The 18,341-nt window shown below is 49.9% G+C and carries 11 protein-coding genes; 7 read left to right on the top strand and 4 right to left on the bottom strand.

Translation table 11 applies throughout. The features are described 5' to 3' along the window. Positions 1–188 (bottom strand): helix-turn-helix domain-containing protein (locus H583_RS0113230; RefSeq protein ID WP_028560893.1); only part of this gene is annotated, 188 nt, incomplete at its 3' end. Positions 189–833: 645 nt separating this feature from the next. Between H583_RS0113230 and H583_RS0113225 the strand changes: the two genes are divergently transcribed. Beyond that, entirely contained in the window at positions 834–2,882 is a 2,049-nt protein-coding gene (locus H583_RS0113225; protein WP_028560892.1) for an endonuclease MutS2, read from the top strand. A 95-nt stretch (positions 2,883–2,977) separates the two neighbouring features. On the opposite strand, the gene H583_RS0113220 is transcribed toward H583_RS0113225, so the two are convergent. Then, complete coding sequence (locus H583_RS0113220) at positions 2,978–5,206, bottom strand: MMPL family transporter (RefSeq protein WP_051236418.1); 2,229 nt, start codon at positions 5,204–5,206, stop codon at positions 2,978–2,980. A 150-nt stretch (positions 5,207–5,356) separates the two neighbouring features. Here H583_RS0113220 and H583_RS0113215 point away from each other — a divergent pair, with 150 nt between their 5' ends. Then, positions 5,357–7,117: an ABC transporter ATP-binding protein gene (locus tag H583_RS0113215; RefSeq protein ID WP_028560890.1), complete on the top strand. Its 1,761-nt coding sequence runs from the start codon at positions 5,357–5,359 to the stop codon at positions 7,115–7,117. Beyond that, positions 7,114–9,099 carry an ABC transporter ATP-binding protein gene (locus H583_RS0113210; RefSeq protein ID WP_028560889.1) on the top strand — a complete coding sequence of 662 codons (1,986 nt, stop codon included), beginning with the start codon at positions 7,114–7,116 and terminating at the stop codon, positions 9,097–9,099. The genes H583_RS0113215 and H583_RS0113210 overlap by 4 nt, the downstream gene beginning before the upstream one ends. A gap of 186 nt (positions 9,100–9,285) precedes the next feature. Here H583_RS0113210 and H583_RS35325 read toward each other — a convergent pair whose 3' ends face one another. Then, positions 9,286–10,293, bottom strand: coding sequence for a copper amine oxidase N-terminal domain-containing protein (locus tag H583_RS35325; protein WP_051236416.1), 1,008 nt, complete (start codon positions 10,291–10,293; stop codon positions 9,286–9,288). A gap of 293 nt (positions 10,294–10,586) precedes the next feature. Here H583_RS35325 and H583_RS0113200 point away from each other — a divergent pair, with 293 nt between their 5' ends. The 4 genes from H583_RS0113200 (at position 10,587) to H583_RS0113185 (ending at position 16,769) form a co-directional block, all read left to right on the top strand. Then, entirely contained in the window at positions 10,587–10,787 is a 201-nt protein-coding gene (locus H583_RS0113200) for a cold-shock protein (RefSeq protein WP_028560888.1), read from the top strand. A gap of 470 nt (positions 10,788–11,257) precedes the next feature. Beyond that, entirely contained in the window at positions 11,258–13,255 is a 1,998-nt protein-coding gene (uvrB, locus tag H583_RS0113195; RefSeq protein WP_028560887.1) for an excinuclease ABC subunit UvrB, read from the top strand. An 18-nt stretch (positions 13,256–13,273) separates the two neighbouring features. Then, a complete protein-coding gene (uvrA, locus tag H583_RS0113190; protein WP_028560886.1) occupies positions 13,274–16,156 on the top strand; it encodes an excinuclease ABC subunit UvrA in 2,883 nt (960 codons plus the stop codon). Between the two features lie 397 nt (positions 16,157–16,553). Further along, positions 16,554–16,769, top strand: coding sequence for a hypothetical protein (locus tag H583_RS0113185; protein WP_028560885.1), 216 nt, complete (start codon positions 16,554–16,556; stop codon positions 16,767–16,769). Between the two features lie 491 nt (positions 16,770–17,260). Here the strand turns inward: H583_RS0113185 and H583_RS0113175 are convergent, their stop codons facing one another. Further along, entirely contained in the window at positions 17,261–18,229 is a 969-nt protein-coding gene (locus tag H583_RS0113175; RefSeq protein ID WP_028560883.1) for a sugar phosphate isomerase/epimerase family protein, read from the bottom strand. Positions 18,230–18,341: the final 112 nt, after the last annotated feature.

Here is an 18,341-nt window from a genome sequence, read left to right as displayed (position 1 = left end):
GCATGGCTCGGTTTCCGACCCCGGTTTCCATGGGCAAGTTTTTGTGCGCCTCCTGTCTGGTAGTTTTTCTTCAACCGGATGACCTGGCGCTGCGTCATCCCCAAGGCTGCCGCTCCCTCCGCATTCGTCATATGTCCCTCAAGAATCTTCTCCACTACGTGTACCTTCTTCAGTTCGGCTTTTGTCAACGTAATTGTCTCCTGTCCCATAGTGACATTATCTCAGAACAGTTATGGGATGACATTATCACAGACGAATAACATTTTGGCTGTGCGTCCCTTGACTTCAAAGGGACGTAGCGATATAGTAATGCTATCCCTATCATTAAGGAGAGATTTTGATGTCGGCGGTTGTTCTTAACTAATAAATTTCATATACAGTGTGAATCAATGGGTGACTAGTGCATGGTCTGCAAAAGGGCTATGTTTATTTTCTCATGAATGGTTCCGCTGTGAGATTTGGTTAAGAACTACGGATATCAATTGAAGCCTTGGGAGCCATTCCTGATGTCATATTCAATCCGTGCTGAGTTCAGCGCGGATTTTTTTGAACGATAAGTTCCAAGCGAACCGCAACTGCCGATGCCAGTTTGACCATGCGGCTATGCGAACCGCCACTGCAAAAGTAAGGTGACGGGCAGGTTTTTCGCTTGATTATCTTATTCGTCGCTGTTGTTGCTGAGATACAGTGGCAAAGGACGAGAGATAATGAAATGACATTGGAAATCGGGAACGGCTATCCCTTTATATGAGGCGGAGAATGAACCATGAGTTCATTCTCCGCCTTTTTTATTTTTTACAGGGAAAATTTTCAATTTCAGGAGGAAAGCACATATGGAACAGGCCGTATTGGATCGATTGGAATATCACAAGGTCAAGGAGCAGTTGGAGCACTATGCGGTATCGTATTTAGGGAAGGAGCATGTCCGCAGCCTGCAGCCGATGACGCATCTCAAAGCCATCCGGCAGCATCTGGATGAGTCAAAAGAGGCAAAGGAGCTGCTTCAGCAAGGAGCAAGCGTGCCGATTCCTTCACTTGAAGGAATGGAATATATCATGGGCCTGTTGGGGACCGGCTACGTATTCAGCGAGCAGGATTTTGGACATTTGGTGCAGTTTTTGCGAAGCTGCCGCCAGCTAACAAAATATATGGCGTCCAAGGCAGCCATTGCCCCTGGAATTAGCGCTTATGCTTCCTCTATGCATGCGATGCAGCAGCTGCTGGGGGAAATTGAGCGTAATGTTCACGGCGGGCGGGTCGTCGATTCGGCGAGCAAGGAACTGGCCAGGGCACGTAAGAGAATCGCGACGGCTGAGGATCGCATCAAGCGCAAGCTGGACTCTTTGATCGGCCAGTACCGGAACATTATGCAAGAACAACTGGTTAGCAGGCGGGGAGACCGGTATGTGATCCCCATCAAAAAAGAGCACCGCAGACTGGTCAAAGGAACTGTATTGGATGAGTCCTCCAGCGGCCAAACCGTGTTTATGGAGCCGTCAGAGATTGCCGCCCTGCAATCTGAGCTTCAGGCGCTGAAGGCTGAGGAGGCACGGGAGGAGACCAAGGTATTAAGCGGGTTGACCGGTTTAGCGGAATCCTATGAAAATGAACTGAGAATCAATGCGGATACTGTCGGCATTTATGATTATATCCTGGCACGCGGCAGGTATGCCGTGAATGTTCAGGGTCATGATGTGAGGCTTAATGATGAGGGACGAATCGAGCTGCAAGGGGCGCGTCATCCATTCCTCATCCATCGGATGATACCGTTGGACTTTGCCATTGGCAACGGCTATTCTACGCTGATTATTACAGGCCCGAATACAGGCGGGAAGACAATGGCATTGAAGACAGTCGGCCTCCTGACATTGATGGTTCAGTCCGGTCTGCTCGTTCCTGTCCGTGAGTATAGCGAGTTTGCAGTTTTCCACAGGCTGGCCGCAGACATTGGCGACGGGCAAAGCATTGAGCATGAGCTGAGCACCTTTTCCGCACATATCCGCAATATGAAGAAGGTACTGGCGACGGCAGATTCCTCTACTCTGGTGTTGATTGATGAGATGGCTTCCGGTACGGATCCGGGCGAAGGCGTAGGTCTATCCATTGCGATGCTGGAGGAGTTGCACAGGAGAGAGTCTGTAGTGGTCGTGACGACCCATTTTACAGAAATAAAAAACTTCGCTGCCGCCACTCGGGGCTTTCAAAATGCCCGAATGGAATTCGATACGGAAACGCTTGAGCCGCTGTATCGTCTCTGTATTGGTGAGGCTGGACAAAGCTACGCGCTTGCCATAGCATCCAAGCTGGGTATCCCTGAAGCGATAATTGACCGCTCACGCGACATTATCTCCGGTATTCGTCACCAGAGAATTGTGCAGCCTACGGAGCAACCAGCATCAACAGAATATCCGCCCGAAGGCCGGCAGCAGAACAGCGAATCTCAACCGTCCGTTGCCTGGGGTACCACCGGGAAGCCGGCTGATCAGCTTTCTTGTAAACCTTCTGACCATCTGAATTTCAAGCACACACCTAATCAAAGAGCGAGGCAATCTGTTCATTCCATTAAACAAGAGAAAACAGATGAGGAGCAGACGACTTTGCAGAGGGGTGACAGTGTCTATATTGCTTATCTGAATCAGCGGGGGATTGTTTGCGAAGTGGAGGATCATCTGGGAAATGTAGGGGTGCTCGTGAAGCAGCAAAAGCTCAAAATTAATCGCAAGCGGCTGCAGCTGTATATTCCGGCAAGCAAGCTGTACCCGGACAATTATGATCTGGATATCGTATTTGAATCCAAGGAAAACCGCAAGAAACGTAAGTTGATGAACCGCAAGCATGTCGAGGGCATATTCATTGAGACAAAAGAAGAGGACAGAAGCTGATTCTGTCCTCCCGGGATCTCGCGTGGAAGTTGAACCAGACAGAGTGTGAAAGGATTTTGGAGAAGCGAAACACTCGCCTTGTATTCTTAAAAAGGTCAGTCTCTCTGCCGGTTATTCGATGCTTCACGGCCCCGAATAAAGCGGGGAGCCCACCAGTTCCATTTGCCCAGCAGCTTCATCATGGAGGGAACCAGCACCATCCGGACAATCGTGGCATCAATCAAGATGGCAAGGGCGATACCGACGCCTAATTGCTTGATCGGCATGACACCGGTAAAAGCAAAAGCGCCGGTAATGACAATCATGATCGCGGCGGCGGAGGTAATAATTTTGCTGGTCAGCGCCAGTCCCTCCAATGTTGCCTGATCATTATCCTGCGTCCTGCGGTAAATCTCCTGAATCCGAGATATTAGGAACACCTCATAATCGGTGCTTAATCCAAAGACAATGCTGAAGATGAAAATCGGGATAAACAGCGCAATGCTCGACGGCTCCATCCCAAGCAGACCGTCCTGGAAGATCCAGACGAGCAGGCCAAAGGTCGCGCACAGACTCAGGGCATTCATCAGAATGGCCTTCAGCGGGATAAGCACGGAGCGGAAGGCAAACAGCAGTATCAGATAGGTCGCGCCAAAAATAAGAAGCAGGCTGTACACAGCTCTTGAGGAAATTTCATCGAAAATTTCCTGATTGAACTTGGCATAGCCGCCAACCTTTATTTGCAGGCCATTATCTTCACGTTCCCAGCTTTTAACCCATGCTTTGGTCGCTTTTGCAAAGTTATCTCCCTTTAGCTGAACTCTCAGCAGAGCGAGATCTCCGCTTAGCATGGCAGCCTTTATTGGACCGATCTGCGGGGCTGCTGCCGGATTTTGCAGCATCGACTGCCACTGTTGTGCATTTACTCCGCCAGCCAGTGAGAAGACCGATTCTATCTGATCCACCACATAGGAGTCCTGCTTCAGCTTTTGCTGTAATTGATACAGACGCTGTATAGCATCCGGCTGGTTATAGGCTTCCGGCGCCTGTGCCAGGAGCACTACAGTGGCATTCTGGCTGGCAAGGAAAGTATCTTCATACAAGCTGTAAGCAACCCGCGATTCATAATGTTCCGGCAGTGAAGTCGTATCCGGTACCCGCAGGTCCATATTCCGTATGGGAATCATGGCAGCCAGCAGCAGTAGCAGAGCAGACAGAGCCATAAGAACAGGGCGTTTCATAACCCCCCGTGAAAAGCGCAGCCAAATCCCGTCCGGGGATGTTTCGTAAGAACGGGCCCGTCGCTGAAGTATCATAAGCCGATTTACCCGATGCCCGAGCAGCGAAAGCAATGCGGGAAGCAACGTCAGGGCGGAGAGAATGGAGAACAGCACTACGGTCATCCCGCCGAGTGCAATCACCTTGAAAATATCAACCCGGATGAACAGCATGGCCGCCAACCCAATAAAGACACAGAGCCCGGAGAAAATAATCGATTCACCTGCTGTTTGTACCGAGATGCGGGTAGCTGTTTCGGCATCATGCTGTGCAAGCTCCTGCCGGAAGCGGTTAACGAACAACAGGGCGAAATCTATGCCGAGAGCAAGCCCCAGCATGACAACAACATTGAGCAAGAACACAGACAGCTCCATCTGCAAACCGAAAAAGTACAGCACGCCCATCGTGCTGACGACACTGATTAGTCCGACGATAAGCGGAAGTCCGGCAGCGACAAGCCCGCCGAAGGCCAGCAGAAGAACGATCAGGGCGACCGGAAGCCCTATCATTTCCGCCCGTGTCAGGTCCTCCTGGCTGGCGGTGTTCAAGTCATTCTCAATAATGGGCGTACCCGTTAGCGTGACGGATACGCCTTCTTTTTTCAGCCCGTTAACTGTATCTTGAATTCGTTCCAGATTGGTGTTCATATATTTCGATTCCAGGCTAAAGCTTAGTGTGCTGTAAGCAATTTTGCCTTTAATCATCTTGTCGCTTGAGACGATTCCTTTGCCTTCAAAAGGGGAGGCGACAGATGCCAGTCCTTCCAGCGGCAGCTCGAGCAGTTTGTCCATCGTGTGCCTGATTTGTGTCTCGAACTTGTTGTTATCTCCACCGGGAGACTGTTCAAAAAGCAGAAGAATCGTTGTATCGTATATTTTGAAGCGGTCCTTGAGCAGCTGGTTAACGTCCTTGAATGTCCCGTTCATCGTAAAGCCGTTTCCTTTGAGCACACCCGGGAGCTGTACCGCAAATACAGACAGGCCAAGCAACACGATCAGCCATACCGCCACAATCCATTTTCGCAGCTTGTAGGCTGTCCGGCCGAGTTTCCCAAGCCAACGTTCCATGAAGTCGCCACCTATGTCGTTTATATTGTAAAGCTTGCTGTTAGGGTACCCGATTCAGGATAGCGAATTCAACTTTGAGACCCGTGTTCGGTTTTAAAAAATTCACCTTCCTTGTACAATAAAGGAAATAGCTGATAAGGAGGCTTTCATTTGTCGTTTATATTGAAGTTGGGCTGGTTTTTCCGCAAGCGCTGGCTCTATTACGTATTTACTGTAGTCCTGATGTCTTCTACAAGCTTCCTGAACAGTGTAGCTCCCCGTCTCGTAGGAGATGCGATTGACAAGATGAAGGGAGGGCTGCTTACCGAAGCCCTTCTAATGCAGACGGTTGGTCTGCTGTTTGGAATCGCCATTTTAATGTATCTGTTTTTTTATGTGTGGAACAATCTGTTGTTCGGCAGCGCGGCTCTGCTTGACAAACAGCTTAGGGACCGGTTGTTTGGACACTGGACGCGGATGACGCCGTCTTTCTTTCAACGGAACCGTTCCGGTGAGCTGATGGCACTGGCATCCAACGATATTCAGGCAGTCAGCAATACGGCCGGATTCGGGGTGCTGACGCTGGTCAACACGGTGGTCATTACTTCCGTTGTTATGGTTTCCATGATTGTGTTTGTCAGCTTCAAGCTGATGATCGCAGCGCTGCTGCCGCTGCCGCTGCTGGCACTGGCGATCAGCCGTCTGGGCAAATCCTTGCGCAACCGCTTCATTGTTGCCCAGGAATCTTTCGGTCAAATGAACGACCATGTGCTGGAGTCTATTTCAGGCATGCGTGTTATTCGCTCCTACGTACAAGAAGAGAAGGATATGGACGCTTTCGAACGGGTGACAGGCGATGTGATGGACAAGAATATCAAGGTCGCTTTTGTCAATGCGCTTTTTCAGCCTGCGATTTCTATCATTGTAGGTGTCAGCTTTGCAATCGGAATCGGGTACGGCTCTTTTCTTGTTTTTTATAACGAAATCTCATTGGGGCAGCTGGTTACGTTTAATATTTACCTGGGACTGCTCATATGGCCGATGATTGCCTTTGGCGAATTCATTAATATTTTGCAACGGGGCAACGCATCCATTAACCGTATTCAGGATAATTTGGAGCAGCGCCAGGAGGTTAGTGATACAGAGAAGGCAGTAGAGATCGTTCATCCGGGCCTTATTGAATTCAAAGGACTGACATTCCGCTACCCGGAGGGGAGTGCAGACAGTCTCAAGGACCTGACCCTTACAATCCGCCGCGGGGAAACATTGGGCATCGTCGGTCGCACAGGAAGCGGCAAAAGCACCCTGCTCAAGCAGCTGTTAAGGCAGTATCCGATTTCGGAGCGCAGCCTTCTGATTGACGGCGTTCCGATTGAAAACATATCCATTGATAATGTCCGCAGCTGGATTGGTTATGTGCCGCAGGAGCATCTGCTTCAGTCGAGGACCATCCGGGAGAACATTGCTCTCGGCAAGCCTGAAGCTACGGCTGAAGAATTGACAAATGTGCTGGATCTTGCTTTTCTGAAGCAGGATATCGAACAGATGGATCAGGGGCTCTCAACCATCGTTGGTGAGAATGGGGTAGCCTTGTCCGGGGGACAAAAGCAGCGGGTTGGCATTGCCCGGGCACTGTTGACAAACCCTGATATTCTCATTCTTGATGATGCTTTATCTGCGGTGGATGCCCGTACAGAACATGCGATTTTGGAGCAAATCCGGCGCACCCGAGAAGGACGGACTACACTGATTGCGACTCACCGGCTGACAGCAGTCGCTCATGCGCAACAAATTATTGTGCTGGAGACCGGCCGTATTATTGAATCGGGTACCCATGAACAACTGATGCAGCTTGGGGGCTGGTACTGTCTGCAATACAACAGGCAGAAGCTGGAGCAAGCCCTGCTGACGGACGAGAAGGAGGAGCTATGACCAAGCCGCATAATACTTCCGTAGCAAGACGGTTATTGGGCTATGTCATGCTGTTCAAGCGGCAGGTGATTGTTGCGCTTGTCATTTTAATTGTAGCGATGGCTGCACAGCTGGCAGGGCCGTACATTGCAAAAGTGATTATTGATGACCATATCCTCGCCATTGAACGCGAGTGGGTAGAGCTTCCCCAAGACCAGGCGCCACCTTCTATTAAACATGTGAATTACCGGGAGCAAGCATTCATTCGTGCGGACTGGCTGAATACGGGTGAACGGGATGCGTTGAATGCTTATCCTGTCGTACATATTAAGCAGGAGGGAGCAAGCTTTGTACTGAACAGCGCCCTGTACGGCAGCGTAAGGCTGACTGCTTCGGAGTCCGCGGATTTTTACAGCCATGACATGCGTCCGGTTCTGCTTCTGATTGGGCTGATTATTCTGCTTGCGATTGCAGCCAGTGTACTGAATTTTACGCAGAGCTACATGCTTCAAGCCGTGGCCCAGCGCGTTGTACAGCGTATCCGCATGGATGTATTCCGCAATTTGCACCGGATGCCGGTCCGTTATTTTGACAACACGCCAATCGGGCAGGTGGTCTCGCGTGTTGCCAATGACACAGAGAATATCAAGGAATTGTATATGAGCTTCATGTCGACTTTTGTCGTCAGCGGCTTGAATATATTGGGTGTCTATGGAGCACTGTTGTTTTTGGACTGGCGGATGGCACTGCTCTGCTTTTTGCTGATGCCGATCTATGCGGTGGTCATGGTGCTTCATCTGAAATACTCACGCAAGTATGTGGCAGCAATTCGTGCCAGACTGGCGGAAATGAATGCGATGCTCAGCGAGGTTATTCAAATCATGCCGGTCCTTCAAGTATTCCGCAGAGAGAAGGCAGTCCAGGATGAGTTTGAGCGGCTGAATGAGGACCGGTACCAGAACCAGCGTACCCAATTCCGAATTTTCGCCTTTTCGGGGCGAAATGCCGTTTATTTTGTAGGCCGGATTTTCACGGCGATAATTATCTGGTATTTCGGCAGCGGGTCGCTGGAAGGCGCGATTTCCTTCGGGGTCTTCTACGCGTTTATTGATTATTTAGGCCGGATCTTTGAGCCCGTTATCGGGATTTTCGATCAATTAATGAATGCTCAGCGTGCGGTTGTATCTGCCGAACGGGTATTTGAGCTGATGGATGAGCCGGGAAACGATGTTGAAACAAGTCCGAAATTGCCAAGACCACAGGGACATGTGGAGTTCAAAGGGGTGACCTTCGGCTATCATCCGGACCAGCCGGTACTGAAGGACATCTCATTTGAAGCGAACCGGGGAGAGACGGTAGCACTGGTTGGTCATACCGGCTCGGGCAAAAGCTCGATTATGAATTTGCTGCTTGGATTTTATGAGGCGAAATCGGGACAGATTCTTATCGATGGTGCTGATATAGCTGACATGTCGAGGCAGGCGCTGCGCAGCCATATGGGTATCGTGCTGCAAGACCCGTTTCTGTTTACAGGAGATATCCGGTTTAATGTGAGCTTATATAATGAAGAAATGGATGAGGCCAAAGTACAGCGTGCACTGGAAGAGGTCGGAGCGGCGGAGTTTGTAGGCAAGCTGCCGCGCGGGGTGCAGGAACCGGTCGTTGAGCGGGGAACAACGTTGTCGGCCGGACAGCGCCAGCTGATATCTTTTGCGCGTGCACTGGCTTTTGATCCGGCAATTTTGATTTTGGATGAAGCGACTTCAAGCATTGACAGTGAGACAGAATCCATTATTCAAAAAGCGCTTGGGGTGTTGCGCCATGGCCGCACAACATTCATTATTGCCCACCGCCTCTCTACAATTAAAGATGCAGACCGCATTCTTGTCTTACACCGCGGACATATCGTGGAGCGGGGAACACATGAGGAATTGATGGCATTGCAGGGGCGGTACTACCGGATGTATCAGCTTCAGAGCAGCGAGGGAGCTGCTGTGTCTTAATATAAACATATTCACAAAGTCAAAAGGCTTCCGCCTGGGGCATACCCCGGGCAGAAGCCTTTTTTGTTCGTTTACTGACATGTAAACGAATGTTCCATTCTAAAGCCGGACTTCATCGCTCGGATATGACCTGCTTATGTTAAAATTCCTAATATTCATGCTGTATGTTTTTGTCCAGATTAGAAGCTAAGTGGTCCACTGATCGTTAATTATGCCAGCCAGATACCACTGACCCTGATCTGGTTGGAACACCAGCCGCAGACTACGCCAGTCCAGGCCTGCATACTCAGGATTGATGCCATCAAAATGATATTCGACAATAATGGCGCCCGGATAAACTTTAGAAGCGTTATTGATCATATTACCGTGGAAGATCTGTGCATTGTAGCTGACATAAGCCGCTTCCCGGTAATCATGCGGATAAATAAATTCTTTATAATAGCTGTCCAAAGTTAAATCGATATCTTCTCCGCTCCCGTCATAGAATCCCCAGAGAAAGACTTTGTCCGCAATATTTGCGCTGGCGAGCTCCTCCCGGCCGAGCACCACATGATCCAAGGCGTCTACATAGGTAAATGGAGAGAAACGGACACCTCTCGGATGAACCTGTTCGGACAATGTTTTATAGTCCTGCGCTGCCAGTGCCTCCAGTACGGCAGAGGCTTGTTCCTCAATAATAGCCTTGGCTTGCTCTGGAGACGGGGCCGCAGAGGCATGCAGCTCGGTCGTCACATAGATGATATTGCGGAAAGGCTCCCAGTCTGTATGTCCGCCCAGGGCCTCCGTAATCGTGCGTACAGGTGCGAACACCCGGCCCTGTCTCATTTCAATTTTGGAATCCAATTTGACCTTATGGCCGTTAATTATAATTTCAGAGGATCCATTAGTGAGTGTAAGTGAGTGTGAGCCATATTCGATTTCAGCCATTTGGGTATGCTCGTCCCACCGAAGGGAGTAACCGGGCAGGTCCATCGCTTTGACGAACAGGCTTACCGGCACCATGGTCCGGTTCTGTTCGTTTACATAAGGGGCAGGCTCATTCTCAGGGTGCTGGTATACTTGTCCATTAATAATGAAATGAATGTTGTCTTCCTGTGCATCCACACTGTCAGCGTATACAGCATTAGAGGAGAATGGAAGCAGCAGCACGCCCAGCAATAATACCGTGACCCATCTTACACTCGTATTCAACATTGGATGACCTCCGTAATCGATAGAATATAGTTTATAAAATAATATGTTCATAGTTATTATTTAAGACTGTTTCCTGAAAAAATAACATCAGCCCTTTATTTAAAAATTTTAGCGATGAATGATTTGCTTTCCTGTTGGGACTATGATATGATCAACTCAACATTGATAAAGTGTAACCAAATTCATGTATTGAAAAGGGTTAAGCATTTTACGATGAAGCCTTTCTCAATATGTGAATTTTTGTTTATCGGCAAAAAATGAACATGTTAATTTTTTATTTGGAGGTCATCCACATGCAACAAGGTACAGTTAAATGGTTCAACGCAGAAAAAGGTTTTGGTTTCATCGAAGTTGAAGGCGGAAGCGACGTATTCGTTCACTTCTCCGCAATCGTCGGCGACGGTTTCAAAACTCTTGACGAAGGTCAACGCGTAGAATTCAACGTGGTTCAAGGCAACCGCGGACCACAAGCAGAAAACGTAGTTAAACTGTAATAACAGTTGACAACGGGAGAAACCCTCATCCATTTGGATGAGGGTTTTTTTTATAATATTAAGAAAGTATAAGTTTCACCCTTATTATCGGCTTATATCTCTGCGCGAAACGAAGCTTTTGTCTGTCAATGAAAAGATGTCAAAGCCGCTTGCGCTTGTCTGATTGACATGTACCTTCGATGACGATGCATGGATGGAAATATTGGAACATCCATTAATCACCGATTGCAACAACTGGATGGAAGCAGTATAATTATACGGGAACACATATTCTTATTGATATATATGTCTACCATAATGGTTAGAATAAATATACAGCACTAATAGATTACGTGATTATAGCCGTGTCATTTGAAAATGCGAAACGCTTGCTGCCGCTGTCATGGACAGCGATGGCCGTTTACGCTTGTGCGAAGCATCGTACTCGGGTCAGCGCCGGGGCATTGCTTACGCTTGGGAAGGGGAAGGTTATGAGCGAATTGCAATTGTCGTCGAATAAGTTTGAGCTGCTCTCCGAATATTCACCGCAAGGGGATCAGCCGAAAGCAATTGAAGGGCTGGTAGCCGGGGTTCGGCAAGGACAGAGATACCAGACACTGCTTGGGGCGACCGGAACGGGCAAAACCTACACCATTGCAAATACAATCGCCCAGCTTAACCGGCCCACTCTGGTTATCGCGCACAACAAGACGCTGGCCGCCCAGCTTTGCAGCGAATTCAAGGAGTTTTTTCCGAATAATGCAGTCGAATATTTCGTCAGCTATTATGACTACTATCAGCCGGAAGCTTACATCCCTTCCTCCGATACTTACATTGAGAAGGATTCCAGCATTAATGATGAGATAGATAAGCTCCGCCACTCTGCGACAAGCTCGCTATTTGAACGTCGTGATGTCATCATAGTCGCCAGTGTATCCTGTATTTACGGTCTCGGTTCACCGACCGAATACGGAAGCCTGGTGCTGTCTTTGCGGGTAGGGATGGAGAAGTCGCGTAATGATATTCTGCACAAACTCGTGGATATCCAATACCAGCGCAATGATATCAGTTTCACCCGCGGAACGTTCCGGGTGCGGGGAGATGTCATTGAGATTTTCCCTGTTGCCAATAATGAGCGCGCGATTCGGGTAGAGCTGTTTGGAGATGAGATTGAACGGATTACCGAAATTGATGTGCTGACCGGAGAAATTGTCGGTACACGTGATCATGTTGCGATATTTCCTGCCTCTCACTTTGTTACTCACGAGGATACAATGAAGAGAGCACTAGTGAATATTGAGCGCGAGCTGGAAGAGAGGCTGGCTGAATTCCGGGAGCAGGGCAAGCTGCTGGAAGCGCAGCGGCTGGAGCAGCGGACACGCTATGATATTGAGATGATGCAGGAGATGGGCTTCTGCTCGGGGATTGAGAACTACTCAGGTCCGCTTACCTTCCGGGAACGGGGGTCAACACCATATACCCTGATGGACTTCTTTCCCGATGATATGCTGGTTGTCATTGATGAATCGCACGTTACACTGCCGCAAATCCGTGCGATGTACAACGGGGACCAGGCCCGTAAGAACGTACTGGTTGAGCATGGATTCCGCCTGCCGTCCGCCAAGGACAACCGTCCGTTGCGGTTTGAGGAGTTTGAAGAGAAGTTCAACCAGATCGTCTTCGTCTCGGCGACCCCTGGACCGTATGAGCTGGAGTATTGTCCGGTAATGACGGAGCAAATTATCCGGCCTACCGGCCTGCTTGATCCGATCATCGAGCTGCGTCCGACGAAGGGGCAGATTGATGACTTGCTTGGCGAGATCAGAGACCGCATTGCCAAGGATGAACGGGTGCTGGTCACGACGCTCACGAAGAAGATGTCTGAGGACTTGACCGATTATTTGAAGGAAGTCGGTATTAAGGTCCGCTATCTCCATTCGGATATCAAGACCTTGGAGCGGATGAGCATTCTGCGCGATTTGCGGATCGGTACCTTCCATGTGCTTATCGGGATTAACCTGCTGAGGGAAGGACTTGATTTGCCGGAGGTGTCGCTGGTTGCGATACTCGATGCGGATAAGGAAGGCTTCCTGCGTTCCGACCGTTCACTGATTCAGACGATCGGCCGAGCGGCGAGGAACAGTAAAGGCCGTGTCATTATGTATGGTGATAAAGTCACGGACTCAATGGGTCGCGCCATTCGCGAGACAGAGCGCCGCCGCGAAATTCAGGTCGCCTACAATGAAAAGCATGGAATTGAGCCGCAAACAATTCGCAAACGGGTATATGATGTCATTGAGGCAACGAAGGTTGCGGAGCAAAAGGCGGATTATTTGACAGACGGCAAGCTCGGCAAAATGTCCAAGAAAGATCGCCAGTCGCTCATTCAGCGTCTGGAGGCGGAAATGAAGGAAGCTGCGAAAAACCTGCAGTTTGAACGCGCGGCTGAGCTTCGCGATGCGCTGCTGGAATTGAAAGCAGAAGGATAGAAAGGGAGGGAAATTGCTTTGGCTAGCGATCAAATCGTTATTAAGGGCGCACGCGCCCATAATCTTAAAAATATTGATGTCACGATTCCCCGTGACCAATTCGTTGTTCTGACGGGGCTGAGCGGCTCCGGCAAGTCCTCGCTCGCCTTCGATACGATATATGCAGAGGGCCAGCGCCGCTATGTGGAATCCCTCTCGGCCTATGCCAGACAGTTCCTGGGCCAGATGGAGAAGCCGGATGTGGACTCCATTGACGGTCTGTCGCCTGCTATCTCTATTGACCAGAAGACAACCAGCCGCAACCCGCGTTCCACAGTCGGCACCGTAACCGAGATTTATGATTATTTGCGGCTTTTGTTTGCACGTGTCGGCAAGCCGCATTGCCCGGATCACGGCATTGAGATTACCTCGCAAACCGTCGAGCAGATGGTTGACCGGATTATGGAGTACGAAGAGCGTACACGGCTGCAAATTCTGGCTCCGGTCGTATCCGGTCGCAAGGGCGAGCATACGAAGCTGCTGGCGGATATTCAGAAGCAGGGCTTTGTACGTGTCCGCGTTAATGGCGAGCTGCGCGATCTGAGCGATAAGATTGAGCTGGAAAAGAACAAAAAGCACAGTATTGAAGTTGTGGTTGACCGGATCGTGATTAAAGATGATGTCCAGACCCGCCTTGCGGATTCTCTGGAGACGGCTCTGAAGCTTGGAGAAGGACGGGTTATCGTCGATATTATCGATAAAGAGGAACTGCTCTTCAGCTCCAGCTTGTCCTGCCCGGAGTGCGGATTCAGCATGGAAGAATTGGCTCCCCGCATGTTCTCGTTCAACAGCCCGTATGGGGCTTGTCCGGAGTGCGACGGTCTTGGCGCCAAAATGATTGTGGACCCTGATTTGCTCGTGCCGGACACAAGCAAATCGATTGACCAGGGCGCTTTTGAGGCGTGGGCAGGCAGTACCTCCAACTACTATCCGCAGTTTTTGGATTCCGTCTGCAAGCACTATGGCATTCCGAAGGATAAGCCCATCAGTGAACTTGCTCAGGAACAAATGAAAAAGCTGCTCTACGGTACCGGCGGGGAACGGGTAAAGTTCCGCTATGAAAATGATTTCGGCCAATCCAAGGAAGCCTATGTTCCGTTTGAAGGGATAGTCCACAATCTGGAGCGCCGCTACCGGGATACTGCATCAGAGGGCATCCGTGAATATATAGAAGCATATATGAGCGCCAAGCCTTGCGGAGGCTGCAAAGGGCAGCGTCTGCGCAAGGAAACACTGGCGGTAACCGTAGGCAGCACTAACATTGCTCACGTGACGTCTCTGTCTATCGGCGGAGCACAGAAGTTCTTTCAGGAGCTGACCCTGAATGAGAAGGATACGAAAATCGCCACCCTCATTCTGAAGGAAATTAACGGCCGTCTCGGCTTTCTCGTTAATGTCGGCCTTGAATATTTGACTCTCAGCCGTGCAGCAGGAACATTATCCGGTGGAGAAGCGCAGCGTATCCGGCTGGCTACGCAAATCGGCTCCAGTCTGATGGGCGTGCTGTACATTCTGGACGAGCCGAGCATCGGGCTGCATCAACGCGATAATGACCGGCTGATCCAGACGCTGGAGCATATGCGCAATCTGGGCAACACGCTCATCGTCGTCGAGCATGACGAGGACACGATGCTGGCAGCCGACTATATTATTGATATCGGTCCGGGAGCCGGTATTCACGGAGGTCAGGTGGTCGCAAAGGGGACGCCTGCGGAAATTATGGCGGATGAGAACTCCCTGACCGGCCGCTACTTGAGCGGACGGCAGTTCATTCCGGTTCCACTGTCCCGCCGCGCGACAGGTGAAAAGTGGCTTGAGGTTCGCGGAGCGAAGGAAAATAACCTGCGCAATCTGAATGTGAAAATTCCGCTTGGTGTATTCACAGCGGTAACCGGGGTTTCCGGCTCAGGAAAATCGACGCTGGTGAACGAAATTTTGTACAAGACGCTTGCCCGTGATCTGAACAAAGCCAAAACTCGTCCGGGGGCGCATAAAGAGATTCGCGGCCTGGAGCAAATCGACAAAGTGATCGATATCGACCAATCGCCAATCGGCCGCACGCCGCGTTCCAACCCGGCGACCTACACGGGTGTGTTTGATGATATCCGCGATGTATTCTCTGCGACAAATGAATCCAAGGTCCGCGGATACAAAAAGGGACGCTTCAGCTTTAATGTGAAGGGCGGACGCTGCGAGGCTTGCCGCGGAGACGGGATTATCAAAATTGAAATGCACTTCCTGCCGGATGTCTATGTCCCTTGTGAAATCTGCAAGGGCAGCCGTTACAACCGGGAAACGCTGGAGGTCAAATACAAAAGTAAGAGCATTGCCGAAGTGCTGGAGATGACGATTGAGGATGCTGTTGACTTCTTCAAGAACATTCCGCGCATCCACCGGAAAATGCAGACACTGTTTGATGTCGGTCTTGGCTATATGAAGCTGGGGCAGCCGGCTACCACATTATCCGGCGGCGAGGCGCAGCGTGTGAAACTGGCTGCTGAACTGTACCGCCGCAGTACGGGCAAGACGCTCTACATTTTGGATGAGCCGACAACCGGGCTGCATGTCGATGATATTGACCGCCTGCTGGTCGTCCTGCACCGTCTGGTGGATTCCGGAGAGAGCGTGCTTGTTATCGAGCATAATCTGGACGTCATCAAGACGGCAGACTATCTGATTGACCTTGGTCCTGAGGGCGGCAGCGGCGGCGGATCACTCGTTGCAGCAGGTACGCCGGAGGAACTGGTGAAGGTTGAGGGTTCCTATACCGGCCGCTATTTGAAGCCGATTCTGGAACGTGACCGTGAGCGTACGGAGCAGCGCAGCGTGCAGGACGGCGTTGCCGCCGGAGCGGAAGTGTAAGCATATATAAGATGGGTAAGGGGATTCCGGGCTAAGGTCTGGAGTCCCTTTTTATTAGTTTTGATCTGGATAAGGTTATATATATTTCAGCCGGCCAGCTGCAAGCTCGGGTACAAGTTTCGCATCGCTTTTGTTATAAATGCTGGGAGGGATGGATACTTTATAGGTACAGGGCGTTTAATCATGCACAACTTAGCCGTTCAACCACCCGAGCGGGGGGTTCTGTATAATTTGAAGAAGCAGACCCATTTTTGCCCGATTACTTGTTATCCTTTATAATTTTTGTTTATAATTGGTGACAAAGTTGTTAAAGTTCAAAATTCGCACTTGCATCGCGCGAAAGTACAGGCTAACATAGAATAATAATAGGATACGTGTGAAAAAAAGGAGGTCCCTCATGTTTTTCCTAGCAGAAGAGCAGGCTGCAGCAGCAGCTAGCACATTTGAGCCATTTGATATTATTATGCTGCTGTTCACCGTCATCATCTTTATCGGACTGATTCGTCTTGTGATGGCTCGTCCAAGAAAAAATTTGTTCGCGATCGGATTTACTGCTGTAGCTTTGATTGTATTCCTGGTTGTAGACTTCATTATGATTACGCAGACTTGGTAATCTAAAAGCGCTTGCACCATACATAGTTAGCGCTCACGTTCCCCTTGAATTAATCAGGGTCTGGAACGTATCGCCAAAACATGAACCCCGCTTACCAACTTGTAAGCGGGGTTCATGTTTTATGTTATTAACAATTAACCTAATAAAAAATCTCCGTATGAAGAGCGCTTGGCGTCATTCAAACGAAGATTTTTGAGAAAGAGTATTGGTTTTGGCGAATGTAAATAAGCCAAAACATGCTTTTCTTTCTTATCCCATTTAGGGTGGTGAGCGTAAAGCGGAGCAAGCAGGTCGTTCTGGAGAAGCGTGAGCGTTCGCCTTTGTTCCCGGATTTCAACCCTTGGGGTTGTAAATGAAGGAAATCCGGGAACAACAGCGATCGGAGGAACGACCTGCTTGCGCAGCGGGTGCCGCGTCATGACCGTCTTACCTGCATGCTCCTCACTACCCCGCACGCCCCCGGCTCAGCTTCAGCTCACCATCCTATCCTCTTATACCCACCACATTTCCCCAAGCGGCTCGCGAATCAGCACTTGCTTGAGGTTTTCCACTGCTTTGGTGAAGCCTTCTTCAACAGACATCAGACCGTCCTCATGTTCAATGCTGACTACATAGTCGTAGCCGACGAGACGGAGTGCGCTCATGATGTCAGCCCATGTTTTCAGGTCATGGCCAAAGCCAACACTTCTGAACTGCCATGCGCGGTCAAGCATCAGTGCGTAAGACTGCATGTCAGTTACACCGTGACGGTTCACATTGATCGGATCAATCGTTGTATCCTTCGCATGGAAATGGTGAATCGCGTTCGCGCGTCCAAGGATTTGGATTGCTTGAACAGGATCAATACCTTGCCACCACATATGGCTCGGGTCAAGGTTGGCACCGATTGCATCGCCGGCAGCCTCACGCAGACGGAGCAGGGTAGCAGGTGTATGAACGGAGAAGCCGCCGTGCAGCTCCAGTCCGATTTTTACATTATGGGATTCAGCAAGCTTGGCAATTTCAGTCCAGTAAGGAATAACCTTGTTCGACCACTGCCAGTCCAGAATTTCCTGATAGTCATTTGGCCATGGTGCAACCGGCCAGTTCGGATATTTGGCATCCTCATGGTCTCCCGGACAGCCGGAGAAAGTATTCACCACAGGAACGCCCAGCTTGCCAGCCAGTTCAATCGTTTTGCGAAGTACCGCATCGTGATCGGAACTGATTGCTTTTTGCGGGTGAAGCGGGTTGCCGTGGCAGCTCAGTGCGCTGATAATCAGGCCGCGGGATTCAAATGCATGCTTGAATGCAGCAAGTTTGTTCTCGTCTGCGAGCAGCTCGTCCGGCTTGCAGTGCGCGTCGCCAGGATATCCCCCTGTACCAATTTCTACAGCATCCAGCCCTTGGGCTTTAATATAATCGAGTGCTTCATCCAATGATTTTTGTGCAAATAATACTGCGAATACGCCAAGTTTCATAACGGAAAAACCTCGCTTTCGAATGATTTCGTCAAGTCCATATTATATCATGGCTTTTCCAGTTCTTGAAACCGGTTTCGAACAGAATGGCAAGATTACATATAAACACACC

Source organism: Paenibacillus pinihumi DSM 23905 = JCM 16419 (assembly GCF_000422505.1).
Lineage (GTDB): Bacteria > Bacillota > Bacilli > Paenibacillales > Paenibacillaceae > Paenibacillus_D > Paenibacillus_D pinihumi.
Note: the sequence above shows the minus strand (reverse complement) of the source record. Positions and strands in the feature narration are given on the sequence as shown.